Raw genomic sequence first — 25113 nt, forward strand, 5'->3', positions numbered from 1 at the left:
CGAGGGGCCTGCCATGACATCCATGCCGCCGAATCCGGTGTTGGAGTCGCTTGAGCCGCTCATCGGTGAGTGGAGAGTCGAGGTACCCCAGTTCGGGGGCGGGTCCGCGCCGGTGAGCATCGAGTGGGTTGAAGGGCGGGCCTTCGTGCGCATCCAGTCCGAACCGCCGGATCCCGCACCGAACTCCGTGCAGCTCGTCAGCGGGGACGACCCGTCCGACGTCTACACCGTCCTCTACTACGACTCGCGTGGCGTGTCCCGGGTCTACCAGATGACCTTCGAGGGCGGTGTCTGGAAGATGTGGCGGGACGCGCCGGGCTTCGACCAGCGCTTCACCGGGACGCTCAGCGACGACGACCGCACCATCCGGGCCGCCTGGGAGAAGTCCCTGGACAACGCCGCCTGGGAGCACGACTTCGACCTGACCTACACCAAGGTCGGCTGATCAGGCACCGGCCACCATGCCCGGGACCGGCATTCTGCGGCAGCGGCACCATTAGTCGAGGACGAGGATTCCCTCCGTGCTTCCCCTCAGGTGCACGGCCACGCCACCAGGGATCTCCACCAACTCCAGGGGCCGCACAAGGCACCACTCCCTGTCCGGAACGGTGGCCGGCTGGAACGGGCCCTGCCGTTCGCCGGTGGCGATGTCGAGGGTGGCCATCGCGCAGCTCTCGAATCGGCCCGCGGCGGTCAGTTCGCGGTACGCGACGAGCAGCCGCCCGTCGCCGAGCAGCGCGTCCGGACCGGGAGAATCGTTCAGGTCGCGGACCTCGATGCCGGGGATGTCGAGAGACCAGGACTTCTTACCGTTCCGGACGTCGAAGGCGCGCAGGGCCGTCGAGTAGCGTGCGCCATCGCCCGTCCCGGTGCGGCGGTTCTCAGCGAAGACCGCCGTACCGGCCGCGGCGTGCAACGGCCCGCGCTCGCCCGGGTCGTCCGATCTCAATCGGCTGCCGCTTCCGCCCGGCCGCCACCACACCGGCCGGCCGTCGGTGACCCGGACCCCGACCAGGTTGTGCGACACGGTCGTCTCGCCGGTCTCGCCGACCTCGCTCCGGTAGATCTCGCGAGCGTCGACGACCGCCATTCCATCGGTGACCCCCACCGACACCTGCTCGAACCGCTCCACGTCACCGGGCTCGGCGCCCTCCCGGCTGACCCGCCACGACCAGAGCGGCCGACCGTCGCCGCCGACCCGCACCAGCCGATGACGGGGATCGACATGCTCCTTGTCGCTGTAGCAGGAGACGACCGTCAGCACATCGCCGCCGACCGGAGCGACTTCGGTGGGGCGGCATCCCTCGTCCAGGACGAACCGCCACGCCGTGTCGCCATCGGAGGTGAGCATGCTCAGCGCACCCCGCTCCGCGGAGTCGGTCTCCTCCCGGGACGGCGCCATGTCGACGACCACGCGGCCTTCGCCGACCCCGACGACGCTCGCGGTGTCCGGCACCGCGAAATCCGCGTTCTGCCGCCCGGAGACCGTGTCGAACACCCACACCCGGGTGTCGGCGCGCAACCCGTCGATGAACAACGCCCGCGGCGCGTCCACGAAGACCGTCATCGCGAGAAACCGCCCATCCGGGCTGACCGCCGTGCTGCCGGTGTCCACTCGGTTGCGCCGGTGCCGCGGGCCGAACACGCGGACGTCCCACCGGTGGAACGCCCAGCGCTGGGCCCCGCTCGCCGGATCCAGCATCCGCAGGCCTCGTGCGTCCAGGACCGCCAAGCCGCCGGCCGTGCCGATCACAGAGGTGGGGGCAGAACCGGACGCCCCCTTCCCGCGCTGCGGCCTGGACCACGCCACCGAGCCGGTCAACGCCGGGGCACCGGCATCGGGGGCCGGACGGTCTGTCGTCACCCCGTCGGTGTTCACCGCGGCCACCCACCACGGCACCGCGCCGACCGCCAGGGCCGCGCTGAGCAGCAGCACCACGGCGGCGGCCCCCGCTCCGACGGCCGATCGCAGGCGACCCGGCGGATCAGCCCGCGCGGCGTCTCCACCCAGCGGCGGCAGGCTGCCCACCACCAGCGTCAGGGCGCCGGTACCCGCCAAGGCCAAGGCCAGGATCATCAGCGGCGAACTCAACCCCACGCCACCGGACAGGCCCGGCGTCGGCATGCGCGACACCACCAGGACCAACGCGGCCACGCATCCGGCCGCCATGACCGAACTCGCCAGGGTCCGGATCCGGCGACCGCGCCGTCCAGGCTGCCGGCCCGGCGGAGACGAACGGGTGGCCCAGACGATCCAGACCCACGCCAGGCACGCCGCCATCAGCCCCACGGCCAACCCGGCAAGCCAGCCTTCCGGGTCGTCCAGCCGCCCGGTGCGTTGGTATTCATTGACACCATCACCGGGAAGGTTCGCCACACCGGCCACGACCGCCCCGGAGAGTGACGCCGTCACGCCCGCGGTCGCCAGGGGAGCCCTCGACATCGTCTTCAGGCGTGACATCGCATACCTCTAAGGGGGCGAGTGGGTCACCGCAAGGCCTTAGGCGTACCACGGACACCGGCCGAGCGCCATTGCCCGCCGGACGCGCTGGCATGCCTGCACCAATGGGGGCGACCGGCCGCCATCGCCAGGGGGTCGTTGGTTGGGCCAACGAGCTCTAGGCTGAGCCGTATGACGACGGCTGATGCCCCGACGCCCGCGCGCCTCCTGAACGCCCCGAGTTGGCTGATCAGCCTGGCGTCCGCGCACAGCCACCGCCTGGTCAGCGACGGTTTCGCCGCCGCGGGCGCCCGCGGCTACCACTACCGGCTGCTCGCCGCCCTCGACGAGTACGGCCCGTCCAGCCAGGCCACGCTCGGCCGCCACACCGGCATCGACCGCAGCGATGTCGTCGCCGCCCTGAACGAACTCGCCGCCAAGGGCCTGATCGAACGCACGCCCGACCCGTCCGACCGGCGCCGCAACATCATCACGCTCACCCCGGACGGCTCCCGCCACCTGGAAGAACTCGATGCGGTGTTGGGCGGCATCCAGAACGACCTCCTGGCCCCCCTCAGTCCCTCCGAACGTGACCAGCTCACCGGCCTGCTGACCCGGATCATCGACCACCACGCCGCGAGCCTGCCGTGACCCGTGTCGGCCAGGCCCGCGGTGCCGCCTAGGCGAGGGCGGCGACGCCTTCGTACTCGCCTTGGCCGGCCTCGCCGGTCACCTCGTATTCGAGGAGGAGCAGGCCGTTCGGGGTGGCCTCGTGGTGGCGTAGGCGGAGGCCGGACGGGGCACCCGGCCCAGCCATCAGCCGCCGGCCGGTGCGGAGGACGGTCGGTGCGACCACCAGGCGAAGCGTGTCGATCAGGCCCGCCGACAGCAGTGAGTCGCCGAGGCGGGCGCTGCCGTGGATCTGGATCTCCCGGCCCGGCCGCGCCTTGAGGTCGGCGACCGTGCGGGCGGGGTCGCCCTTGAGGACGGTCGTGGGGTTCCAGGTCCCTTCGGTGAGGGTGTTCGTCACGACGTACTTCGGCAGGGTGTTCATCCGCTCGGCGAACGGGTCGGCCGGGTCGGTGATCTGCGGCCAGTCGCGGGCGAACGCCTCGTAGGTCCGCCGTCCGAACAGCAGGCCGTCGGCGAGGTCGAGCCAGCCGGAGGCGCGCTGGACGAACGTCCCGTCCATGTGGGGGACGAGCCAGCCGCCGCGGGTGAAGCCGCCGCTGGTGTCCTCGTCCGGCGAGCCGGGGCCCTGGCTGACCCCGTCGAGCGTCACGAACTCAGTGAGAGCGATCTTCATCGGACGCCCTCCGCGAACGCGGCCAGCTGGGCGGCGACCGTGCCCCAGCCGTCGGTGAAGCCGAGCTTCTCGTGATGGGCGCGGGCGTCGGGCGTTCCGTGGCGGACGACGATCCGGTAGTCCGTGCCGTCCGGGTGGTCGTCCAGCGTGATCGTGGCGGTCATCGCGACCGGGGCGGGGCTCGCCGGACGCCACGTGCTGTCGACCGCGTTGGTGAACACGAGCCGTTCGAGTTCGTCGACGGCGACGAAGCACGCGTCCGTGTGCGGGACGAACTCGGCGCCGTCGTCGCTCATCCGCGTCACGAACGCGCCGCCGGGCCGCGGGTCCAGGCGGTCGACGCGGCAGCGGGCCGGGGCGGGGATCCACCAGCGCTCAAGCTGGGACGGGTCCGTCCAGGCGTTCCACACCGTCGTGCGCGGGGCGCGGATGATCCGCTCCAGGGCGAGGTCGAGGTCTCGGTCAAAGGTCATTGCCGGTTCTCCTCCGGGTCGGTGACGAACTGTTCGAGGCGGTCGGTGCGCGCCTCCCAGATCCGGCGCTGCTCCGCGAGCCAGCCGTCGACCAGGTCGAGCCGCTCGCGGTTGAGTTCGCAGGTGCGCACCCGGCCGGACTTGACCGTGCGGATGAGCCCGTTCGATTCGAGCGTCCGCACGTGCTTCATGAACGAGGGGAGGGTCATCGGGAACTCGCGGGCGAGGTCGCCGACGCTGGTGGGGCCGTGGCCGAGGCGCCGGACGACGGCGCGCCGGGTCGGGTCGGCGAGGGCGACGAACACCCCGTCGAGCTGCGCCGAATACTGTGCCATGCGGCTAACTATCGCACGCCCCAATAGTTAGTGCAAGGGCTAAGTATCTCGGCCGCCGGCCGATCAGGCGCCGGCGACCATCACCGGGATGGTCAGGGCTATCAGGACGGTCAGGATCCACAGGGCGGGCGCCGAGCCGAGGACCTGCTCGCGGCGGGCGGCGGCGCGTGCGGCCTCCAGGTCGTTCCGCGCCAGCCACCACGGGTTCTCACGGTGCTCCAGCCAGGCATGGACGGCACCCAGCGCGCCGCCGTACGCCAGGTGGCCGATGAGGCTCGCGAAGTCCGCGGCGATCGTCGGCGGCGTCCACCACAGCGGGACGCCCAGCACCGCGGGCATCAGGGTCAAGCCGCCGAACACCCACCAGAAGAACCCGTACGACAGCCCCCAGCCGACCCCGGACACCAGGTCGTAGCCGCGCCCGCGGAACAGCAGCGCGTACGACACGCCGATGCCCTGGGCGATGAGGAGATGCACGATCCACCCGGCCACGCTGCCGCCCGCGCCGACGAGCTTCGCCACGCTGTCCAGCACGTCGACGACGCCCCACACGAAACCGAACAGGACGCCGCCGACGAGCCCGGACAGCGCGCCGTAGCCGACGACCCGCAGCCCGCGTGAGCCGATCGTGCGGGTGCGGAGCCGCACGTCGTCCACGAACAGGCCGCGGGCGACCGAACCGAGCCAGCCGAAGACGACCGCGATCCCGGCGCCGGCCAGCAGGTACGGCGGAAGCCGGGTCGTGGCCTCCGCCACCGCGGGCTGCGACCAGTCGAGCGTGCCGTCGTCCAGCAGCGGCGCGATCGTGAGACCGGCCACGATCCACCACAGGAAGCCGTACGCGGTGCCGCGGACGACCGCCGGCCCGGTGCCCTCCGCGCGGCCGGTGAACACCAGGGGGTAGGCGACCCCCATGCAGACGGCGACGGCGGGCAGCCACCCGAGACGCGCCCCGGCGCCGAAGGCGAGAACGAGGAGCCCCCCGACGACCAAGGCGGCCAGCAGACCGCGCAGCAGCGTCCCCGGCCGCAGGCGGTCCCCGGACTCGGAACGGCCGTCCCGCTGGAGGACGGCGAAGACGACCGCGGTGACCGCGCCGTAGTAGAGGTGGCCGAACAGGCTCGGCATGGCCTCCTGCGCGGCCGCCAGACTCCACGCCATCGGCGTCCCCGACAGCAGCGGCAGCAGCGTCAAGGTCCCCAGGAACCACCAGAACACCCCGTAGGCGAGGCCCCAGAACAGCAGCTCCCTCGACCGGACCCGCTGATGCACCGCCAGCAGCCCGAACCCGCCGCCGATCACGACCGCGATCGCCATGTTCAGGACGAAGCCGAGCCACGGCGACCCGGACCCCGCGAGCACCGCGACGTCCGGGAGCGTGCCGAGCGACAGCATCGCCGCCCCCCAGACCAGGCCCCCGGCCGCGCCGGCGAACGCGCCGGCCGGTGCGCCCCGCCCGGGGAACACCGGCTCGCGGACCGCCTCCGCCGTCATCGCGCGGCCTGCTCGGGCAGCGGCACCGGCGCGTCCGCCGGCGGGCCGGTGACGACGATGTCGCGCGGGAACGCCACGTCCAGGACCCAGTCGAGGAGGACGCGGACACGGCGCTCGACACCGGGCAGCTTGGCGAGGTAGATGCCGCGCCAGAGCAGCCAGGCGCTCAGGCCGGAGAAGGGACGGCCGCGGATCTCCCCGGCGGCCGTGCGATGGCCCAGCGCCACGAAGGTCCCGATCGACTTGAAGCGGAACGGGCTGGGCCGCTGCCCCTTCAGGACGGCGGCGACGTTGTCGGCGACCGCCCTGCCCTCCCGCGTCGCGTGCTGGGCGGTCGGCGGGTACAGGGCGCCGTCCTCGGCGGGGATCTGGGCGCAGTCGCCGACCGCCCAGACACGGTCCATCTCGAACGCGCGGAGCGTCCGGTCGACGACGACCGCGCCGCGACGGCCGCTCTCACCCGGAAGGGTCCGCAGCAGCGGGCTCGGCCGGTTGCCCGCCGTCCACACGAAGGTCGCCGTCTCGACCGCCTCGCCGTCGTCGAGCCGCACGGCCCGGCTGGTCGCGCCGGTCACGCGGACACCGAGGCGGAACTCGATGCCGCGCGACCGCAGCTTGCCGAGCGCGTAGCCGCCGAGACGCTCCGACAGCTCGGGCAGGATGCGCTCATCCGCGTGGACGAGGACGAAACGCGGCTCGTCCGGGGAGATGGCGGGATAGAAGTGGAGCACGTCATGGGTCAGGTCGTACAGCTCGGCGACCGACTCGGTCCCGGCGAACCCTCCGCCCGCCACGACGAACGTCAGCAGCCGCCTCCGCTCCGCCGGATCGGCCTCCTGGTCGGCGCGCTCCAGCAGCGCCAGCACCCGTTCGCGCAACCGCACCGCGTCCCCGAGCGACTTCAGCGTCAGCGCGTGCTCCGCCACGCCCGGCAGGTCGAGGAAATCCGGGACGGACCCGACCGCCAGCACCAGATGCTCGTACCCGATGGGCTCGCCGCCCGTCTCCAGGACCACGCGCCGCCGGGCGACGTCGACCCCGGCGACCCGGCCATGGCGGAACCGCGTGTGCGGCGCGGCGGCGCGGACCGGTGAACCGATGTGCTGCCCCTCCAGGCCACCGGACGCGACCTCCGCGAGCATCGGCGTGAACAGCAAGTAGTTGGAGTCGCTGACCAGCGTCACGTCGACGCGGTGCCCCCGCAGGTTCAGCCGCTCGAACCGGCGCGCGGCGCTGATCCCGCCGAACCCTCCCCCGACGATCACCACGCGCGGCGCGGGCACCTCCGCCTTGGCGGGACGCCCGCGGAACCGCCGCACGGCGAGGTGGAACAGCAGCCCGGACAGGGTCCCCTGGAGCAGCGAGCCGACCAGTTCCGGATACACCGCCGCGGCCGCCTCGACCGACCACGTCGGCCTGGTCCCCCGGAGCATCGGGTTCAGCGTCAGCCACCACACCGTCCAGCCGAGCAGCCCGAGCAGCAGCCCGCCCGCCGCCGACACCGCCGGACCGGACGGCCGCCGCCCGACGAACCCGCCGAGCAGCACACCCATGACCATCGCGTACAGGGCGAACACCGCCCAGCCGTACGCGCCGTGGGACGCCAGCAGGCCCTGCCAGGCCATCAGCGCCCCGACCGCCAGCCCCGGCACCAGCCCACTGCCCATACCGGCGAGCACCCTGACGCCGCTCCCCGGCGCCGCAGGCCCAGGCTCCCGCAGCCGCACGTCACATCACCGTCCCCGCCACCATGGACGGGACCGCCCGCCCCACTCGCCCCAGGGCAGGGTGCCCCGGGTGAAGAACCGGCACGTGCCGCCCGAGGCACTCGCACTCCCGTACGGGCGAGCACGGCCGCCCGGTTCAGCCACCCCGCGACGGATCGGTCACGGCGGGCAGGGTCAGTCGGGCGGTAGGGCCCTGGCGTAGCGCTGCGACAGGTCGCGGACGTGCGCGACCAGTTCGGGCGGCGAGTCGACGTGGAAGTCGAGTCCCAGCATCCCCACCCACACGGCGACGACCTCCAGGCTGTCCGCCCCCGTGACGAGCACGGAATGCGCCTCGTCCACGGTCTCGACGACGCCGACGGTCGGGTTGATCCTCGCCAGCACCTCGTCCGCGGACGCGTCGACGAGGATCCGCGCATGGACCCGCCAGCCGGTCGAGGCCACCTCGCGCAGCACGAACGCCGAGTAGTCGCCGCCCTCCATCGGCCGCGCCTGGAAACGTCCGGCCCCGGGCGTCCGGAGCTCCATCCAGTCGGCGCGGAACGCCGCCCACTCGCCGCCCGGCCGGCGCCGCGCGACGGCGTACCAGCGCTGCTGCCAGCTCACCAGCCGGTACGGATCGGCTTCGACCCGCTCACCGTCGCGGTAGCGGAAGCGCAGGCCCTGCCGGTCCCGGACCGCCGCCGCCAGCTCGCCGAGCAGGACCGCGTCCACCGTGGGGTCGGCCACGTTCGTGCCGGTGTTCGCCGGGCCCGCCTCGGTCGTCTCGCGCAGGGCGCGGACGCGCCGGTGGAGCCGCCCGGGAAGGGAGCGCTCCAGCTTGGCCAGCGCCTCGCCTCCGACGTCGGCCAGCCCCGGCACGGCGGCGCCGACCACGCTCAGCGCGACCGCCACGGCCACCGCCTCGTCGTCGGCGAGCAGCAGCGGCGGCAGTCGGCCCTGGTCGCCGAGCCGGTACCCGCCGTCGCGCCCGCGGACGGCGTCGACCGGGTAACCCAGCTCGCGCAGCCGCTCGACATCCTTGCGCACGGTACGGACGTCGATGCCCAGCCGGTCGGCGAGCTGCGGCCCGGTCCAGGTCGGGCGGCCCTGCAGCAGGCCCAGCAGAGCCAGCAGCCTGGCCGACGTGCCGATCACGACGCCCCCGAAAGATCGCGTGCAATACAGGCCCAAACCTATCCTGTATGAGTTCTAGCGTGAACGTCATGAACCACACCGAAAGCACCGCGGACCTGACCATCACGCCGTTCACCGTCGCCGTCGACCAAGCCGACCTGGACGACCTCCGTCACCGGCTGGGCCGCACCCGGTACGCCGACCAGCTGCCGACGGACGGCTGGCCCCAGGGCACCCCCGTGGACCACCTGCGCGAGACCGTCGCCGCCTGGCGCGACTTCGACTGGCGCGCAGTGGAGGCGAGGCTCAACGCCCTGCCCCAGTTCCGCACCGAGATCGACGGGCAGACGATCCACTTCCTCCACGTACGCTCCCCCCACGCCGGCGCGACGCCGCTCCTGCTCACCCACACCTATCCCGGTTCCGTGCTCGACTTCCTCGACATGATCGAGCCGCTGACCGCCCCCGAGACGTCTGGCGGCTCGGCCCTGGACGCCTTCCATCTGGTGATCCCGAGCCTGCCCGGCATGGGTTTCAGCACCCCGCTGGCCGACGGCGCGTGGACGATGGCGCGCACCGCCAGGGCCTTCGACACCTTGATGCGCGCCCTCGGCTACGACTCGTACGGCGCGCACGGCTCGGACGGCGGCGCGATGGTGTCACGCGAACTCGCCAGGCAAGGCGTCCCCGGCTTCCTCGGCGCCCACGTCCTGCAGCTCTTCTCCTTCCCCTCCGGCGACCCGTCGGAGTTCGAGAAGATGACCCCTGCCGACTACGCCGCCCTTGAGTTCGCGGGCTGGTTCCAGACCGTCAACGGCTACGCCGACCTGAACGCCAAGCGCCCGCTGACGATCGCCGCCGCCCTGAGCGACTCACCTGTCGGGCAACTGGCCTACAACGAGCTCTTCTGGAACTTCGGCAACGGCACCAGCCTGGTGACCCAGGAGCAGGTGCTGGCCCAGGCGAGCCTGATGTGGCTGACCAACACCTCGGCCGGCGCCACCCGCTTCCATCACACCGAGAAGGACGCCGAGAACGGCGTCAACGACGGCCCGATCGGCGTCGCCGTCTTCGCCGACGACTTCCGCTCGATCCGCCCCTTCGCGGAGCGCGACAACACCGACATCGTGTCCTGGACCGAACACCCGCGCGGCGGCCACTTCGCGTCAATGGAGGTACCCGAGGAACTGACAAACGCCATCCGCACCTTCTACCGCGACCGCCGCCCGTAACCGCCTCGCCGCCTGCCTGGCCACCCCACGGTGCGCGCCGCGACCACCCCGTCGCGGCGCGCACCGGCCTGTGCGATGACAGGCAGGCGCTGCTCAGCCACGTGCGGATGCGCAGCCACGTCATCGACCGGAACGCCACCAGGGCGTGGTGCCGCTCAGATCGCGCTGGACGTTGGTGACGCAGTGGATGTCGCCGCCTGCCGTGCCGACGTAATGCGAGTAGTCCCAGTCCTCGATCCAGTGGACGCGCACACCGGCCTGGCGCAGCGCCCGCTCCGTGGCCTGCTGGAACACGTCCTGCCCGCCCTGCCTCGGCCCGTGCTGGGCCGGGGCGAGGTACCCGCCGGTTCCCGTGCTGATGCCGTTGGCGGCGTCCGGCAAGTACGTGACGGTCAGGTTCTCGCGCGGGTAGCCGTCGGGCAGGTCGAGCTTGGTGAACAGCGCGGGAACGCGGATGATGTCCCGTTCGGTGATCCCGGCCTTCTCGCGGAACTGCCGCAGCGCCCGGTCGACGCCCGCCGCCGCGATGCGGGTACCGTTCACCAGCTCCGGCTTGGCCAGGGCCTGCGCGACCGTCAGGTTCGGGAACTGCGTGTTGGACGGGGCGACGCCCTCGACCAGCCGCTGCCCGCCGCCACCGCTGCCGGCGACCTTCTCCAGAAGGCCCATGCCCATCCGCGGATCCGCGATGACCATGGCCCAGCCCTTGCCCCCGCGCCGGGGCACGAAGTGGAGGAACTCGTCGATGTGGCCCACGCCGAGCCAGCTGGTGTCGACGGCGATCGGGTCCTGGTAGCCCTGAGCCTCCAGCATGCGGGTGAACTTCGCGTCGGGCGCGAACTTGCCCTCGCCTCCGTACACGACCCGCCCGGTGCGATACCTCCCGTACGGCGGGATCGTCCCGAAGTTGCCACTGGAACTGGCCGACCCGTAGTACAGGTTGTCGTCGGGACGGTCGACCGCCTTCGGGTCGAACTCCTGAAGGCCCGCGACGCCCGGCCCGCGCATCATGGTGAACACCGGCCGGGACGCGTCCCGCAGCGGGCGGTCGCGGGCGGGGAAGTCGGGGGTCACGGCCGGCGACCTGAGGTTGACGACGATGTGGTGCTCCTTGCCACCCGGCCCCGGCATGGACGCGTACCCGGCCTTGAACATGTCGCCCATCCACTGGTCGCCGCCGGCCGGCGACTCGATGAACGGCTCGCGCAGCCCCTCGGCGTCCAGGCCGCGGCGCAGGTCGCGCCGGTACGCCTCCTGCCCCTTGACGGGCTTGTCCGGCGCGGTCCCCTTCTCCAGCGTCACCGGCGCCTTGGGGTTCGCCACGACCGCGCGCTCCAAAGGAAGCAGATCGTGCTGGAAGAGCACCGGCGCCACACGCAACCGGACACTGTCGGACCGGGTCCGGCCGCCGTCGTCGACCGTCAGCGTGAGATCACTGAACCCCGACCAGGCGGCCGGGTCGCGGACGGCGTCGCGCGCCTCGACGGCGAGCCGCACCCCCCGGCGCAACTCGTCCGCACGGATCTCGCCGCCGTCGCCGAGTGCCGTGAGGCGCCCGCCGCGCCGGACGAAGATCCGCACCTTGTCCCGGGACCGGGCGTCGGGCACCAGCGTCCCCCGGGCCGAACCGGACACGGCCTTCACCGCCGGAATCTCCAGCGGCGCCAGATCGGCGGCATCGGCCGCACCGTTCACCACCGTGTCCGCCGCGTCGTTGCACGCCGCCAGCGCCGCATCGGTGAGCCGCCCGCCGTTCCGGGCGGCCGTGGGGCAACGGGAGGCGTCGTCGTCCAGGTTCGGCAGCATGATCGCCCCGCGGGCCGCGGTCCACGCGCCGCGCCGCGCGTCGTCGGCGGGGGACAGCCGACCGTCGCGATCGGTGTCGGCGCGCAGCAGCGCCTTGGACGGCGTCGTCGCCGACGCACCCGCCCAGGCGCCGTCGGCCGTGAGACCGCACCCGGCGATGCAGGCGACCGCCGCCATGGCCAGCCCGGTTTGTACGATCCGCTTGTGTTCGTTCATGAGGACAAGCTTCGAGACGGGGGGCCCACCCGCACATCGACCGTCCGGCAGATCTTCCCGGCGGGCGCCTCTGCCGTTCGGCCGAGCCGCCCCCGCCTGCTCACCGCCGGAACGTCGATCGCCGCCCTCACGGCGGCCGCCGCCGCGGGCACCCCGGACGCCGGGCCGCTGATCACCGCCCCGGCCTGGCTGATCGGTACCGCCCTGGTCTGGCTGCTCGCCTTCCCCGGCGTCCGGCCGGCGGCGATCACGGGCCTGGCCGCGGCCGGCTCGCTGGTGGCGACCCTCGGCTACCAGGGACCCGCCGACAACGCCACGGGCGGCTGGTGGCTGGCCGAGACGGCCGCCGCGGCGCTGCTCCTCCACCTGGTGGTACGGCGGGCGAAGGCCCGTCCCGCCGCGGTCGCGGGCGCGCTCGGCGCCGCCGCGGTGACCGCGCTCCCGCTGCGGCTGACGCTGCACGCCGTCCCGCCCGCCGGTACGCGGGGCGCGCTGCTCGGCTGCCTGCTCTGCGGGCTCGGCGCGGCGGTCGCCGCCGGCACCGGGCTGTACCTGCGGTCCCTGGACTCTCGGCGGTCCCGGTCGGTCGCCGAGGCGCGCCGTGCGCAGCGCCTCGACCTGGCGCGCGACCTGCACGACTTCGTCGCCCACGAGGTCGGCGGGATGATCGTCCAGGCGCAGGCCGCCCGGATCGGCGGTGACGCCGCGGCGGCCCTCGAACGGATCGAGGCGGCGGGCGTGCGCGCGATGGCCTCACTGGACCGCACCGTCCACATGCTCCACGACGACGGACCCCGGGACGGGCCGCACGGCCTGGCCGAACTGCCCGCGCTGGTCGACCGCTTCAGCGAATCGGAAGCGCCCCGGGTCCGGCTGGCGATGGACGCCGGCACCCCGCCTCCCGAAGTGTCGGCGACGGCGTACCGGCTCGTCGTCGAAGCCCTGACGAACGTCCGCCGGCACGCCGCGGGGGCGTCCGCCGTCGACGTCGCCGTCACCTCGACCGGCCCCGCCCTGCGCGTCACCGTCACCGACGACGGCCGTCCCGGCCGCGCCGGCCCGTTGCGCGAGCGGCGCCGCGGCGGCCTCGGTCTCCCCGGCATCGCCGAACGCGTCGAGGCCCTCGGCGGCGACTTCGGCGCGGGTCCCGCGGGCGACCGGGGATGGCGGGTCACCGCCCTGATCCCGCTACGATCACGGCCATGACCACCCGGATCGTCATCGCCGACGACCAGGATGACGTCCGTGGGGGCTACCGCATCATCCTGGACGCCCAGCCCGACATGCAGGTGGTCGGGGAGGCCGCCGACGGCGTCACGGCCGTCGAACTGGCCCGGCGGCTGCGTCCCGACGTCGTCCTCGCCGACATCCGGATGCCCCGCATGGACGGCCTGGAGGTCACTCGTCTGCTCGCCGGCCCCGACGTGCCCGACCCGCTCCAGGTGGTCGTCGTCACCACCTTCGACCTCGACGAGTACGTGCACACCGCCCTGCGCGACGGCGCCTGCGGCTTCCTGCTGAAGCGCTCCGGCCCCGCGCTGCTGGTGGAGGGCGTCCGCGCGGCCGCGGCGGGGGACGCGCTCATCAGCCCGACGATCACCACCCGGCTGCTGCACCACTTCTGCGCGCCCCGCCCGCGCACCGACGACGGGCGTCTCACCGCCCGCGAGGCCGAGGTCGCGATCCACGTGGCGCGGGGCCGCACCAACGCGGAGATCGCCGCCGCGCTGTCCATCACGCCCGGCACCGCCAAGACCCACGTCGCGAGCATCCAGCACAAGCTGGGCGTCCGAAACCGGGTCGAGATCGCAGCCTGGGCCTGGCAGACCGGCCACGCCCGCCCCTGACGCCGACTCGCGATGACCGGCCGGTCGTCGAGCATGACGCGCAGGTCACCCGGATGGCATAGGTCCCGTGGCGGGCTTGCCGAACCAGCGGGAGAGGTGGCCGTCCAGATCCTGCTGGTCGTCGCCGACCCAGGCGACGTGGCCGTCGGGACGCAGCAGGACGCACGGAACATCCAGTACCGCAGTGGGATCCGCGAGGTGATCGACCCGATCCGACCAGGCACCGACGGTCAGGCGTTCGGTGCGGTCCAGCAGCAGGCCGCGGCCGCGGCCCAGTAGACCGTAGAGGTGGCCCTGCTTCACCTCGATGTCGCGCAGGCGGCGGCCGACCAGGTCGTGGCCTTCGCCGAAGTCGTAGCGGATACCGATCGCGGTGATCTTCTCGATCAGATAGCGGTTCACCTCGTCGAAGTCCATCAGCTCGGTGAGCAGCCTTCGCACGGCCTGCGGGCCCGGTTCGGTGGACGACAGCTCCATCTGGGCGCGGGTGTTGTCCAGCACGTCCTCGGCGACCGGACGACGTTCGGCCTGGTAGGTGTCCAGCAGCGTTTCCGGCGCCCAGCCGCGGATCTGTGCGGCCAGTTTCCAGCCGAGGTTGAACGCGTCCTGAACGCCCAGGTTCAGGCCCTGACCGCCGATCGGCGGATGGATGTGCGCCGCATCGCCGACCAGCAGCACCCGACCGACGCGATAGCGTTCGGCGAGCCGGGTGGCATCGCCGAACCGGGACAGCCAGCGCGGGGAGTGCACGCCGAAATCGGTTCCGGCGATGGCGTGCAACCGCTGTTTGAAATCCTCGAGAGTGGGCGGCTCCGCGCGATCGCCGACTCCCGCGGCGGGGACCACGACGCTATAAGCCCCTTCACCGAAGGGCCGGAGCCAGAATCGCTTCTGGGTCTCGCCGATTTCGGTCACCTTGGCGGCGATCTCCTCCTGGGGTACCCCCACTTCCATCTTGCCCATGAGCGTGTCGTTCCGTGAGGGCTCGCCGGGGAAGCCGACGCCCAGCAGTTTGCGCACCGTACTGCGCGCGCCGTCACAGCCGACGAGATAGCGCGAACGAAAGCGTCCCCCGTCGGACGACTCGACGGTCACACCCTCGTCGTCCTGCTCGAAACCGGCCACCGCACAACCGCGCCGGACCTGCGCGCCCAGCTCGACCACATGTTCTTCGAGCAAGCGAACGATGACCGGCTGCGGGATGCCCAGCAGATAGGCGTGCGCGGAATCCAGTCCCTCGGGCGCGGGTTTGGGGATGGCGGCGAAGAAGCCGCCGGCCGGACGCCGTCTTCCGTGTTCGAGAACGCGCTCCAGCAGTCCGCGCATCGCCATCAGTTCGAGACTGCGAATATGCAGACCGACGATGCGGACGAACGACACGGGCTCGGTTTCCTTCTCCAGAACGAGTACCCGCACATCGTGCAGCCGCAGTTCGGCGGCCAGCATCGCACCGGTCGGCCCGCACCCGGCAATGATCACGTCGAACATGAGGGGCGCGCGATCGGCTCCGGAGGCCGGCGACCGGAGTCCGGAGTCGCCGCCCCCGGTGAGGTCGCGCTCGACCATTTCGCTCGACGACGGCTCGGCATTGAACGGAGAGTGCATGGGTGTTGCCTTTCGGGAGTGCCTTGGCGAGGCGCTCCCGGCGACACCTAGATCAATCGCCCGGCCGTGACGGGAAGGGGGAGCACCCACATCGATACAGCGTTCATGGGTCTCACCCCCTCGGGCAGTGTCACGGACAACCGCAAGCTACAGCCCGAGCATCATCCCGTCCACTTCTTTCCCGGCCACGCGATCACGACCCCGAACAGGCCCGTGCGGTCGCCTGCGTTCACCGAGCCCGCGGAACCCGCAGTGCGCGGGGGCTACTGGGCCATGTCGACGAAGCGGCTGTAGTGGCCTTGGAAGGCGACGGTGACGGTGGCGGTGGGGCCGTTACGGTGCTTAGCAACAATCAGGTCGGCCTCACCGGCGCGCGGCGACTCCTTCTCGTAGGCGTCCTCGCGATGCAGCAGGATCACCATGTCCGCATCTTGCTCGATGCTGCCACTTTCGCGTAGATCGGACACCATGGGCTTTTTGTCTGTTCTCTGCTCGGGACCTCGGTTGAGCTGCGACAGCGCGATGACCGGGACGCCGAGTTCCTTGGCGAGGAGCTTCAGCGAACGGGAGAACTCCGACACCTCGACCTGGCGGCTCTCGACTCGCTTGCCCGACGTCATCAGCTGCAGGTAGTCGATGATGACCAGCCGCAGGTCATGCTGCTGCTTGAGCCGCCGGCACTTCGCCCTGATCTCCATCATCGACATGTTGGGCGAATCGTCGATGAACAGCGGCGCCTCGGCGACCTCGCTCATCCGGCGCGCGAGGCGCGTCCAGTCCTCGTCCTGCATCGTGCCCGACCGCATCGCATGCAGCGCCACCCGCGCCTCGGCCGAGAGCAGCCGCATCGTGATCTCGTTGCGCCCCATCTCCAAGCTGAAGAACGCCGACGTCAGCCCATGCTTGATGGACGCGGCACGCGCGAAGTCGAGCGCGAGCGTCGAGTTGTGCGTCGGGATGCACGACCGCCCCGCCAGATACATGTGGTCGGCATTGTCGACCTGGACGCACCGGACCGGCACGCTCTCCACCGGCCGCACGTCCACGATGTACCGCACCCGCGTCTTCGGGTGGACGTTCTGCCGCTGCTGAGCCGCCTTGCGCGGCAGCCGGAACACCGGTTCGGCCGGCGTGAAGTCGATCCGGTAGAGGATGGAAGTCTCCAGGGAGCGTCCCGCAACCGGTTTGGTCGTCATCGTCGCTCGGTAGCCGAGGCTGAGTATCAGCTCGTGCGCACCCTCTGCAAGGCGCTTGTTCACCAACGCGAGTTGCACCTGCCCGGTCTCCGACACGTACCCGCCGGTGTCGAGCAGCCCGGCCAACAGCGCCCGCCGCTGCTCCTCAGACGCCCGCAGGTACCGAGTCGGGATCTGCTTGTCACCCCATATGCGCAGCTCTTTGAGATGTCGCGCGAGGCCGGGAAGGCCGAACCGGCCCGGAGTGCTGCGCCGCCCCACTGGCTGCCCGGCCGCTTCGATCTGTTCCAGGATCTCCTCGTCGAAGCAGGTGATGGCACCAGACCGGCTGTGCCCGTCACCCAGCCACGCGCCTAGAACGTAGGGGTCAACGGGTAGTTCCGCCGCGGGGAACTGGAAGGGCGCGGCGACTTCGACGGCGTGATTGGGGCGGTTGCCGCCGTCGCAGCGCAGCGTCGCGGCGATCTCCTCGGTCGTCTTGATCGAGCGGTGCTGCGCAGTGGTCGCGAAGTACCTGGGACGGACCGCGCGCTCCAGCAGTCCTCGGTAGAGACTTGCGCGCTCATAGCGAAGGTGTCGCTTGGAGATGCTCGCGTCGACCTCGCCACGTTGTCCCGCCTCCTTGGTCATCGTGCGGAGCGCATGCGTGAACTCCTCACCGACGTCGGCCACCGCCTCACGGTGCGTGAGGAACCGACGGGATCCCTCGTTGGCATCCGCCGTCGCCCACCGGACCCGGTTGGCCGCCTCGTGGGACCATTCATACGCGGTCCTGCGTTGAGTCTGCTGACGGCGGTCGGCTCGGGTTGTCGTGCGCCACTGGTGCTCGGCGTCGGCGACCATCACCTCTCCGTCCGAGAACTCGATCTCGTAGCAGGGACGGCCGTGCATCACCTCGGTCGCGGCAACGACGCGCGTCGGTTTTCCGTCTGCTCCAATCAGATGGTCACCAACGGACACTTCCCTCATAGTTGTCCACCCAGAAGTGGTCGGAAGGGGAGTTTCCAGACAAAACGCCTTGCCCATTGCCGGTCTTGCGGCGACTACCACCATTTGTCCGGGGTGTAGGCCGTTGGTCAGGGCGTCCAGGTCGGCGAAGCCGGTGGGGCAGCCGACCATCTGGCCGCCCCGGCTGCCGATCGCCTCGATCTCGTCCAGGGCGCCCGGCATGATCTCGCTCAGGGGGACGTAGTCCTCGCCGGCGCGCTTCTCGGCGATGGCGAAGACCTCGGCCTGGGCGCGGTCGAGCACCTCGTCGGCGTCGGCCCCGTCCGCGGCGTAGCCCATCTGGACGATGCGGGTGCCGGTCTCGACCAGGCGGCGCAGGACCGAGCGCTCGTGGACGATCCTGGCGTAGTACCCGGCGTTGGCCGCCGTGGGCACCAGGGAGATCAGGGTGTGCAGGTAGGGCGCGCCGCCGATGCGGCCGATCTCGCCGTTCTTGGTCAGCTCGCCGGCGACGGTGACGGCGTCGGCGGGGTCGCCGCGGCCGTAGAGGTCGAGGATGGTGTCGTAGACGATCTGGTGCGCGGGGCGGTAGAAGTCCGGCGTGCGCAGGACCTCGATGACCTCGGCGATGGCGTCCGGGGACAGCAGCATGCCGCCGAGGACGCCCTGTTCGGCGGAGATGTCGTGCGGTGGGGTGCGCTCGAACTCGGGCTCGGGCGGCCCGATCTCGGCAACGCTCATGTCGCACCCCCTTCATCTCCGGTCGCGGCGGCCCCGTCCACCCCGTCGCGGACCGTCCACCCCACGTCTATCTGAAGCGTCCGACATTCTCCCGAGCCCACGCGGTGGCGAGCAAAGCGTCCTGTGGACGAGCCTGTGGAGTGCCTGTGCAGACACGCCGGGATGGTTGTGCACGACCTGTGGACAACTTTGTGGATTCACGGTGGACGATCGCGACAGCGACCCGTTGAACTGCGAAAACGCCGTCCACCGGGTGTGCGGGAAAGAAAGTTGACCGTCCCCCTCGATGTAAGGCGTGAAAATCCTTAGGGGAATTACACGGCTGGTACCCTCGGCGCGGTGACGACGACTCCCCGGCGGCCCGCGCGCACGCACGATCGCGAGATCCTGCGACTGGCCGTCCCGGCGTTCGGCGCCCTCGTCGCCGAGCCCCTGTTCCTGCTGACGGACTCGGTGATCGTCGGCCGGCTGGGCACCGAGCCCCTCGGCGGCCTGGGAGTCGCCGGGCAGGCCCTCAGCACGCTGGTCTACCTGTGCGTCTTCCTCGCCTACGGGACGACCGCCGGGGTGGCCCGGCGGCTCGGCGCCGGGGACATGCGGGGGGCGATCCGGCAGGGGATCGACGGCATGTGGCTCGCGGTCGGCATCGGGCTCGTGCTGATCGCGGCCGGCTGGCCGCTGGCACCCCTGATCGTGGAGGCGTTCGGCGCGTCCCCGGCCGTCACGCCATACGCCGAGACCTACCTCAGGGTGAGCCTGTTCGGGATCCCGTCGATGCTGGTCGTCCTGGCCGGGACGGGTGTACTGCGCGGCCTCCAGGACACCCGCACACCGCTTCTCGTGGCGATCGGCGGGTTCTCGCTGAACGCCGTGCTCAGCGCGCTGTTCGTGCTCGTCCTGGACTGGGGGATCGCCGGCTCGGCATGGGGGACCGTGATCGCCCAGACGGGAAGCGCCGCCGTCTACGTCCTCGTGGTGCTGCGGGCGGCGCGGCGGCACGGGGCCCCGGTGCATCCCGATCTGGACGGGCTGAAGACGTCGGCCACGGCGGGGTTCGGCCTGCTGGTCAGGACGGCGGCGCTGCGCGTCGTGCTGATCGTGGGGACGTCGATCGCGGCCCGCATGGGGGACGAGGAGATCGCCGCCTACCAGGTCGGCTTCCAGGTGTGGACGCTGCTGGCGTTCGCGCTCGACGCCATCGCGATCGCCGGGCAGGCGATCACGGGGCGCTACCTCGGCGCGTCCGACACCGCGGGCACGCGGGCCGTCACGCGCCGGATGGTGTTGTGGGGGATCTGGTGCGGCGTGCTCTTCGGCCTGGTGATACTGCTGGTCCGCCCGTGGCTGCCCGCCCTGTTCACCTCGGACGCCGGCGTCCACGACCTGCTGTTCGCCTCACTGCTCATCGTGGCAGTGCTGCAGCCCGTCGCGGGCGTGGTGTTCGTCCTGGACGGGATCCTGATCGGGGCGGGCGACGGCGCGTACCTCGCCGCGACGACGCTGATCGCGACGGTCGTGTTCCTGCCGGCCGCGATCGTCCTCTACCGTGCGGACGCCGGGCTGGTCGGGCTCTGGGCGGCGATCGGGCTGTGGATGCTGACCCGCCTGCTCACGCTGGGCCTGCGCGCCCGCGGCGACCGCTGGATGGTCACCGGCGCCGTCCGCTGAGAGCCGATTTCCGCGAACCGCACCCGCCACGGCCGTCACACTCGCTACTATTCGAACATGTGTTCCACGCATGGCGAGCGGATGACCCGGCTGACGCAGGCGATCGACGACCTGGCGGCGGAGGGCCTGGCCGGCCTGCCACCCGAGACCCTGGTGGAACGCGTCGCGGGCATCTGGTCCCTGGTCGAGGGCATCGACCCCGAGATAGCCCGCCGCCGCACCCGCTACACCACCCCCGAGACCTGATCCCGGGCGGGGCGGTCAGCCGAAGCCGTCGAAGGGCGGGAAGATCGGCGCCTCCTGGCCGCCGGTGGCGTTGTCCGAGCTTGACGGGCCGTCCATGCGGGCGGCCACTGACCTGCGGAGTTCGGGCAGCCGGGCGTAGAGCCGGTCGCCGGGGCACGCGGTGTTGTTGTAGTCGCGGTGGCCGACGATCGCCTCGGACGGGTCGAGGTCGTACGACCGGCAGAGCCACACGCACGTCTCCACCAGCGAGTCCCACAGCCGGCTCGGGACCTGCTTCTTCGTGTACGTGCCCTCGTTCTCGATCCCGATGGTGTGGTCGTTGTGGTGCAGGACGTGCGCGCCGACGGCGAGGTCGTTCGCCCGGATGGCCTTCAGGCTCTTGTTGCGGCCCTCCATCACGATGCCGCCGCGGCTGATGGTGAGCTGCTGGCCCGCGTCGTCCCAGCCGTTGCTGTCCATGTGCCACTTCTGGATCTTCCGGGACAGGGCGAAGGCGTGGCCGAGGGAACGGTCGCTGGAGTTCGCGGTGGCCGTGTGGTGGATGACGATGCGGTCGGGCGCCTTGCCGCGGACCTTGGCCGGACGCTTCGGTGAGCGCGCGTTCCACTGGGAACGCGTGTACACCTGTGGAGCGTCCGCCCTGAAAGCGGCGTGACCGCCGGACTTGAACTCCGGCCCGGCGGCGGAAAGCTCGTCCGCCATGGCCACATTCTGGACGGACGCCCCCACCGAGAGCAGGCCCGCCCCCACGACCCCGCCGATGAGCGCCCGGCGCGTCACCAGCATGCCGTCCCGGTCCCGGTCGTCCGCGCCGTCCTCCGAATGCGCGATCAACGCCGCCCCTTTCGTTCCGCGTCGGTGTGGTTACGGAACGTATTGGCCGCTGAGTTGATCACCCAAACACAGGGCGATTCGGGGACGTTTCACATGAAACCCAGGGCGCAGGCCCCGGCATTGAACCGCGCAACGCACGATCTTGCAGAAGAGATTGCCGCCACCAGAGCTCGACGCCGCGCAGATTGGGGTCGATTTCGCCTCGGCGAATGCGACCGGTCGCACCCCAGCCCGGGACCGCCACCCCGGGAAGCGCCGGGCATCGCACCCCGGCGTCGACCGCGCCAAGGACATGCTCATCCGCGGCGGCGAGAACATCTGGGCGAAACACGAAACGACCCCCGCGCTCCGTTGGCGGGGCGCGGGGGTCGTTCGGTTGAGTGCGTCAGGCTTCGACTACGTCCACGTCGATGGTGGCGTTGACGTCGCTGTGGAGGCGGACGCTGACCCGGTGGGTGCCGATCGTCTTGATCGGGTTGCCGATCTCGATGCGGCGGCGGTCCAGGTCGGGGCCGTCGGCGGCGCGGACCGCCTCGGCGATGTCGGCCGCGGTGACGGCGCCGAACAGGCGGCCGCCGCTGCCGGTGCGGGTGCGCAGCGTCACCCGCAGCGCCTTCAGCCGGCCGGCGACCTCCTGGGCGTGCTCGACGGTCGCGATCTCGCGAGCCGAACGCGCCTTCTTGATCGACTCGATCTCCTTCTCGGCACCCCGGGTCCACCTGATGGCGAAGCCGCGGGGGACGAGGTAGTTGCGACCGTAGCCGTCGCGGACCTCGATGATGTCACCGGGCTCACCGAGCCCGGAGACCTGCTGGGTCAGGATGAGCTTCATGATCTTCCCCCTGCCTCAGCGCGCGGTGCTGGTGTAGGGCAGCAGCGCCATCTCGCGGGCGTTCTTGATCGCCGTGGCGACGTCCCGCTGGTGCTGGGTGCAGTTGCCGGTCACGCGCCGGGCACGGATCTTGCCGCGGTCGGAGATGAACTTCCGCAGCAGACCGGTGTCCTTGTAGTCGACGTAGGAGATCTTCTCCTGGCAGAAAACGCAAACCTTCTTCTTTGGTTTGCGGGGAGGTGGCTTCGCCATCGTGGTGCTCCTTTGGGAGAGCCCCGCTCGCGCGGGAATGGACGTTTACTTGATCTTGCTGGGGTCGAGGCCGGTGTCAGAACGGCGGGTCGTCGGAGAATCCGCCCCCGCCGCCACCGCCGGTGGCCCAGGGGTCGTCGGCCGGGGCGCCGCCGCCCTGCTGGCCACCGCCGCCGAAACCGCCGCCCTGCTGGCCACCGCCGCCGCCGAAACCGCCGCCCTGGCCGCCGCCGCCACCACCGCCGAAGCCGCCGCCACCGCCGCCACCGCCCTGCCGCTGGGTCTTGTTGACCTTGGCAGTGGCGTTGCGCAGCGACGGACCGACCTCTTCGACCTCGATCTCGAAGACGGTGCGCTTCTCACCCTCGCGGGTCTCGTACGACCGCTGCTGGAGGCGGCCCTGCACGATCACCCGCATGCCGCGCTGCAGGGTTTCGGCCACGTTCTCGGCCGCCTGCCGCCAGACGTTGCAGGTCAGGAACAGCGCCTCGCGGTCCTTCCAGTCGCCCGACTGGCGGTCGAAATACCGCGGGGTCGAGGCGATGCGGAAGGACGCGACCGCCTGGCCGCTCGGGGTGAAGCGCAGATTCGGGTCCTCGACGAGGTTCCCGACGATCGTGATTACGGTGTCGCCTGCCATGGGGCTCGCTCCGGCTGGTGAGAGGGCTGAGCCTGGCTCAGTGGACCTCGGGGCGGATGACCTTCGTGCGGAGGATCGACTCGCTCAGGTTGAGCTGCCGGTCGAGCTCCTTGACCGTGGCAGGCTCAGCCGACAGGTCGACCACCGCGTAGATGCCTTCGGACTTCTTCTGGATCTCGTACGCCAGGCGCCGGCGGCCCCAGACGTCGACCTTCTCCACGCTGCCGCCGCCGTCCTTGACGACGTTCAGGAACGGGTCGAGCGCCGCACCCGCGGTGCGCTCGTCGATGGCGGGGTCGAGAATGGTCATGAGTTCGTAACGACGCATGCTGTGTCCCTACCTCCTCTGGACTGGTGCGGTCACGGTCTCTCCGTGACAGGAGGGCTGTTGCGTCCTCCGCGGCGGCGCGGGAACCCGGATCGCCGGGCGCACCTGCCGCGAGACCGATACAGGCTACCAACAGTTGGCAGCGTGTGAGCCGGTTCCGGGAGTGCGGCGCCTCAGCGCCGGGCGTGCCGGCGGACGTTGCCGGTACAGCGCCGCCGCTCCAGTTCGGCCATGATGTCGGCCATCCGGGCGCGCATGCGGGCGGTCTGGGTCGTCAGCAGCGACAGCTCCTCGACGAGCTCCGCGTCACCGATGAGCCCCAACTCCGCTTTCGTCACCATGGTGCACCTCCTGCTCTCCCCCGCTTCCCTCGGAGGGACGGCCCGAGCCGGTTTCTCGAATCCATGTTCGACACTACCGGGTGCCGCCGACGTTTTCTGTCCACCCGCGCCGATTGATCCCCGGCCTCGCTGGGCATCTCTACCGGCATGGTCCGTCCGGTCCCGCGTGCGACTCACGCCTGACGCGGGAGCCATCACCTGAGGAGGGTCCGATGCCGCAAGAGGCAGCAGGCACGAGGAGACAGGGCATCGGCCTCGACGGCAAGCCCGAGACGCACCGGCTCCAGGACGCGCTGGCGATCGCCTCGGTCACGATCGGTCTCGCCGCCCTCATCCTGGGCTGGATCGAGGCGACCCATTTCCCCGGTGCCATCGCCGGCCTGATCGGCCTGCCGCTCGCCCTGTACTCCCAGATGATCTCCGAGACGACGAACGAGCGATGGCTGAACGTCGTCGGCATGGTGGCCTCGTTCCTGGGCGTCGGCTTCGCCCTCAACAACGGCGGCCTGTCACTCTGAGCCCGTCCCCGCGCACATGCGCCGCTGCTGCTGGGGGCGCGGCTGTCGGAGGGCACGGCTAGGCTCGTCGGCATGCGCATCGGAGCCCATGTCGACCAGACCAACCCGCTCGACAACGCCCGCGCGATCGGGGCGGACGTCGTCCAGTTCTTCCTGGGGGACCCGCAGGGTTGGAAGAAGCCGGTCCTGCCGGAGGGTGTCGAGGCGCTGGCGGGCTCCGGCGTGGACGCCTACGTGCACGCCCCCTACACGATCAATGTGGCGACCTCCAACAACAGGATCCGCATCCCGAGCCGTAAGAACCTCACCCAGCAGCTGGAGGCGGCCGCGTCCATCGGCGCGAAGGCGCTGATCGTGCACGGTGGCCATGTGCTGAAGGACGACGACCCCGAGACGGGTTTCGAGAACTGGCGCAAGGTGTTCGAGCGGGTGGAGTGCCCCATCCCCGTCTATATCGAGAACACCGCGGGCGGCGGGAACGCCATGGCGCGCAAGTTCGACCGGATCTCGCGGCTGTGGGAGGTGCTGTCCGGGGTTCCGGGGCTGGAGTCCAAGCTCGGTTTCTGCCTCGACACCTGCCACGCGCACGCGGCGGGGGAGGAGCTCCTCGACGCCGTCGACCGCATCAAGGCCATTACCGGCCGCATCGATCTGGTGCACTGCAACGACAGCCGCGACGCGTTCGGGTCCGGGGCCGACCGGCACGCCAATCTGGGCAGCGGCAGCATCGAACCCGAACTGATCCTGGGCGTGGTACGCGCCGCGGGCGCGCCGGTGGTGGTGGAGACGCCGGCGGACGGCCAGGCGGAGGACATCTCCTGGTTGCGTTCGAAGCTCTGACGACGCAAAGTCAGGGATGTCCGCGGGGAGGCGGGAACCCGTGGGGCCGGCGCGACATCTAATCCCCCGTAAGACCAGCATGACGACAAAAACCGAAGGTCGCGTCACACTGGCATAATCCGGAACCCAGCC

General features: G+C 71.3%; 25 protein-coding genes. 9 read left to right on the forward strand and 16 right to left on the reverse strand.

Annotated elements, in window-relative coordinates; translation table 11 throughout:
* Positions 1 to 13 precede the first annotated feature (13 nt).
* Positions 14 to 445, forward strand: coding sequence for a hypothetical protein (locus E1285_RS09190; protein WP_132150107.1), 432 nt, complete (start codon positions 14 to 16; stop codon positions 443 to 445).
* Between the two features lie 51 nt (positions 446 to 496).
* Here the strand turns inward: E1285_RS09190 and E1285_RS09195 are convergent, their stop codons facing one another.
* Complete coding sequence (locus E1285_RS09195) at positions 497 to 2461, reverse strand: hypothetical protein (protein WP_132150109.1); 1965 nt, start codon at positions 2459 to 2461, stop codon at positions 497 to 499.
* A 171-nt stretch (positions 2462 to 2632) separates the two neighbouring features.
* Between E1285_RS09195 and E1285_RS09200 the strand changes: the two genes are divergently transcribed.
* Positions 2633 to 3091: a MarR family winged helix-turn-helix transcriptional regulator gene (locus E1285_RS09200; RefSeq protein ID WP_132150111.1), complete on the forward strand. Its 459-nt coding sequence runs from the start codon at positions 2633 to 2635 to the stop codon at positions 3089 to 3091.
* Between the two features lie 28 nt (positions 3092 to 3119).
* On the opposite strand, the gene E1285_RS09205 is transcribed toward E1285_RS09200, so the two are convergent.
* The 6 genes from E1285_RS09205 to E1285_RS09230 form a co-directional block, all read right to left on the reverse strand.
* The gene (locus tag E1285_RS09205) at positions 3120 to 3746 is read right to left on the reverse strand and encodes a dihydrofolate reductase family protein (protein WP_132150113.1); all 627 of its coding nucleotides are present in this window, start codon (positions 3744 to 3746) and stop codon (positions 3120 to 3122) included.
* Positions 3743 to 4219 carry an SRPBCC domain-containing protein gene (locus E1285_RS09210; protein ID WP_132150115.1) on the reverse strand — a complete coding sequence of 159 codons (477 nt, stop codon included), beginning with the start codon at positions 4217 to 4219 and terminating at the stop codon, positions 3743 to 3745. The genes E1285_RS09205 and E1285_RS09210 overlap by 4 nt, the downstream gene beginning before the upstream one ends.
* Positions 4216 to 4554, reverse strand: coding sequence for a metalloregulator ArsR/SmtB family transcription factor (locus tag E1285_RS09215; protein WP_132150117.1), 339 nt, complete (start codon positions 4552 to 4554; stop codon positions 4216 to 4218). The genes E1285_RS09210 and E1285_RS09215 overlap by 4 nt, the downstream gene beginning before the upstream one ends.
* A 63-nt stretch (positions 4555 to 4617) precedes the next feature.
* Complete coding sequence (locus E1285_RS09220) at positions 4618 to 6048, reverse strand: hypothetical protein (RefSeq protein WP_132150119.1); 1431 nt, start codon at positions 6046 to 6048, stop codon at positions 4618 to 4620.
* On the reverse strand, positions 6045 to 7715 hold the full coding sequence (locus E1285_RS09225; protein WP_132150121.1) for an NAD(P)/FAD-dependent oxidoreductase: 1671 nt from the start codon (positions 7713 to 7715) through the stop codon (positions 6045 to 6047). The genes E1285_RS09220 and E1285_RS09225 overlap by 4 nt, the downstream gene beginning before the upstream one ends.
* Positions 7716 to 7949: 234 nt before the next feature.
* On the reverse strand, positions 7950 to 8912 hold the full coding sequence (locus tag E1285_RS09230) for a WYL domain-containing protein (protein ID WP_132150123.1): 963 nt from the start codon (positions 8910 to 8912) through the stop codon (positions 7950 to 7952).
* Positions 8913 to 8980: 68 nt separating this feature from the next.
* Between E1285_RS09230 and E1285_RS09235 the strand changes: the two genes are divergently transcribed.
* On the forward strand, positions 8981 to 10123 hold the full coding sequence (locus tag E1285_RS09235; RefSeq protein WP_132150125.1) for an epoxide hydrolase family protein: 1143 nt from the start codon (positions 8981 to 8983) through the stop codon (positions 10121 to 10123).
* A gap of 120 nt (positions 10124 to 10243) precedes the next feature.
* Here E1285_RS09235 and E1285_RS09240 read toward each other — a convergent pair whose 3' ends face one another.
* A complete protein-coding gene (locus tag E1285_RS09240) occupies positions 10244 to 12145 on the reverse strand; it encodes a protein-arginine deiminase family protein (protein ID WP_132150127.1) in 1902 nt (633 codons plus the stop codon).
* Between E1285_RS09240 and E1285_RS09245 the strand changes: the two genes are divergently transcribed.
* Entirely contained in the window at positions 12134 to 13351 is a 1218-nt protein-coding gene (locus tag E1285_RS09245) for an ATP-binding protein (RefSeq protein ID WP_207946492.1), read from the forward strand. The two genes, E1285_RS09240 and E1285_RS09245, sit on opposite strands and share 12 nt — an antisense overlap.
* Positions 13348 to 13992: a response regulator transcription factor gene (locus tag E1285_RS09250; protein WP_132150129.1), complete on the forward strand. Its 645-nt coding sequence runs from the start codon at positions 13348 to 13350 to the stop codon at positions 13990 to 13992. Before E1285_RS09245 ends, E1285_RS09250 begins: the two co-directional genes overlap by 4 nt.
* Before the next feature lie 45 nt (positions 13993 to 14037).
* On the opposite strand, the gene rox is transcribed toward E1285_RS09250, so the two are convergent.
* Positions 14038 to 15480, reverse strand: a complete 1443-nt coding sequence (gene rox, locus E1285_RS09255) for a rifampin monooxygenase (RefSeq protein WP_207946493.1) — start codon at positions 15478 to 15480, stop codon at positions 14038 to 14040.
* A gap of 380 nt (positions 15481 to 15860) precedes the next feature.
* Positions 15861 to 18482, reverse strand: coding sequence for a replicative DNA helicase (gene dnaB / locus E1285_RS09260; protein ID WP_132150133.1), 2622 nt, complete (start codon positions 18480 to 18482; stop codon positions 15861 to 15863).
* Positions 18483 to 18821: 339 nt separating this feature from the next.
* On the opposite strand from dnaB, the gene E1285_RS09265 reads away from it, so the two are divergent.
* Positions 18822 to 20150, forward strand: a complete 1329-nt coding sequence (locus E1285_RS09265; protein ID WP_132150135.1) for an MATE family efflux transporter — start codon at positions 18822 to 18824, stop codon at positions 20148 to 20150.
* 57 nt (positions 20151 to 20207) lie between these two features.
* Positions 20208 to 20396 (forward strand): hypothetical protein, encoded by a 189-nt coding sequence (locus tag E1285_RS09270; protein ID WP_132150137.1) that lies wholly within the window; start codon positions 20208 to 20210, stop codon positions 20394 to 20396.
* 15 nt (positions 20397 to 20411) lie between these two features.
* Here the strand turns inward: E1285_RS09270 and E1285_RS09275 are convergent, their stop codons facing one another.
* From E1285_RS09275 to E1285_RS45440, 6 genes are all read right to left on the reverse strand, one after another.
* A complete protein-coding gene (locus E1285_RS09275) occupies positions 20412 to 21230 on the reverse strand; it encodes a peptidoglycan recognition family protein (protein ID WP_243722658.1) in 819 nt (272 codons plus the stop codon).
* A gap of 385 nt (positions 21231 to 21615) precedes the next feature.
* Positions 21616 to 22062 (reverse strand): 50S ribosomal protein L9, encoded by a 447-nt coding sequence (gene rplI / locus E1285_RS09280; RefSeq protein ID WP_132150139.1) that lies wholly within the window; start codon positions 22060 to 22062, stop codon positions 21616 to 21618.
* Positions 22063 to 22077: 15 nt separating this feature from the next.
* A complete protein-coding gene (gene rpsR, locus E1285_RS09285; protein WP_019631633.1) occupies positions 22078 to 22314 on the reverse strand; it encodes a 30S ribosomal protein S18 in 237 nt (78 codons plus the stop codon).
* A gap of 76 nt (positions 22315 to 22390) precedes the next feature.
* On the reverse strand, positions 22391 to 22954 hold the full coding sequence (locus E1285_RS09290) for a single-stranded DNA-binding protein (protein ID WP_132150141.1): 564 nt from the start codon (positions 22952 to 22954) through the stop codon (positions 22391 to 22393).
* A gap of 37 nt (positions 22955 to 22991) precedes the next feature.
* Positions 22992 to 23282 carry a 30S ribosomal protein S6 gene (gene rpsF, locus E1285_RS09295; protein ID WP_132150143.1) on the reverse strand — a complete coding sequence of 97 codons (291 nt, stop codon included), beginning with the start codon at positions 23280 to 23282 and terminating at the stop codon, positions 22992 to 22994.
* A gap of 173 nt (positions 23283 to 23455) precedes the next feature.
* Positions 23456 to 23623, reverse strand: coding sequence for a hypothetical protein (locus tag E1285_RS45440; RefSeq protein WP_165966526.1), 168 nt, complete (start codon positions 23621 to 23623; stop codon positions 23456 to 23458).
* A gap of 212 nt (positions 23624 to 23835) precedes the next feature.
* Here E1285_RS45440 and E1285_RS09300 point away from each other — a divergent pair, with 212 nt between their 5' ends.
* The gene (locus E1285_RS09300; protein ID WP_243722659.1) at positions 23836 to 24141 is read left to right on the forward strand and encodes a hypothetical protein; all 306 of its coding nucleotides are present in this window, start codon (positions 23836 to 23838) and stop codon (positions 24139 to 24141) included.
* Positions 24142 to 24213: 72 nt separating this feature from the next.
* Positions 24214 to 24981, forward strand: a complete 768-nt coding sequence (locus E1285_RS09305) for a deoxyribonuclease IV (RefSeq protein ID WP_132150145.1) — start codon at positions 24214 to 24216, stop codon at positions 24979 to 24981.
* The last annotated feature ends 132 nt before the right edge of the window (positions 24982 to 25113 follow it).

It is taken from the genome of Actinomadura sp. 7K507 (genome assembly GCF_004348425.1).
Lineage (GTDB): Bacteria > Actinomycetota > Actinomycetes > Streptosporangiales > Streptosporangiaceae > Spirillospora.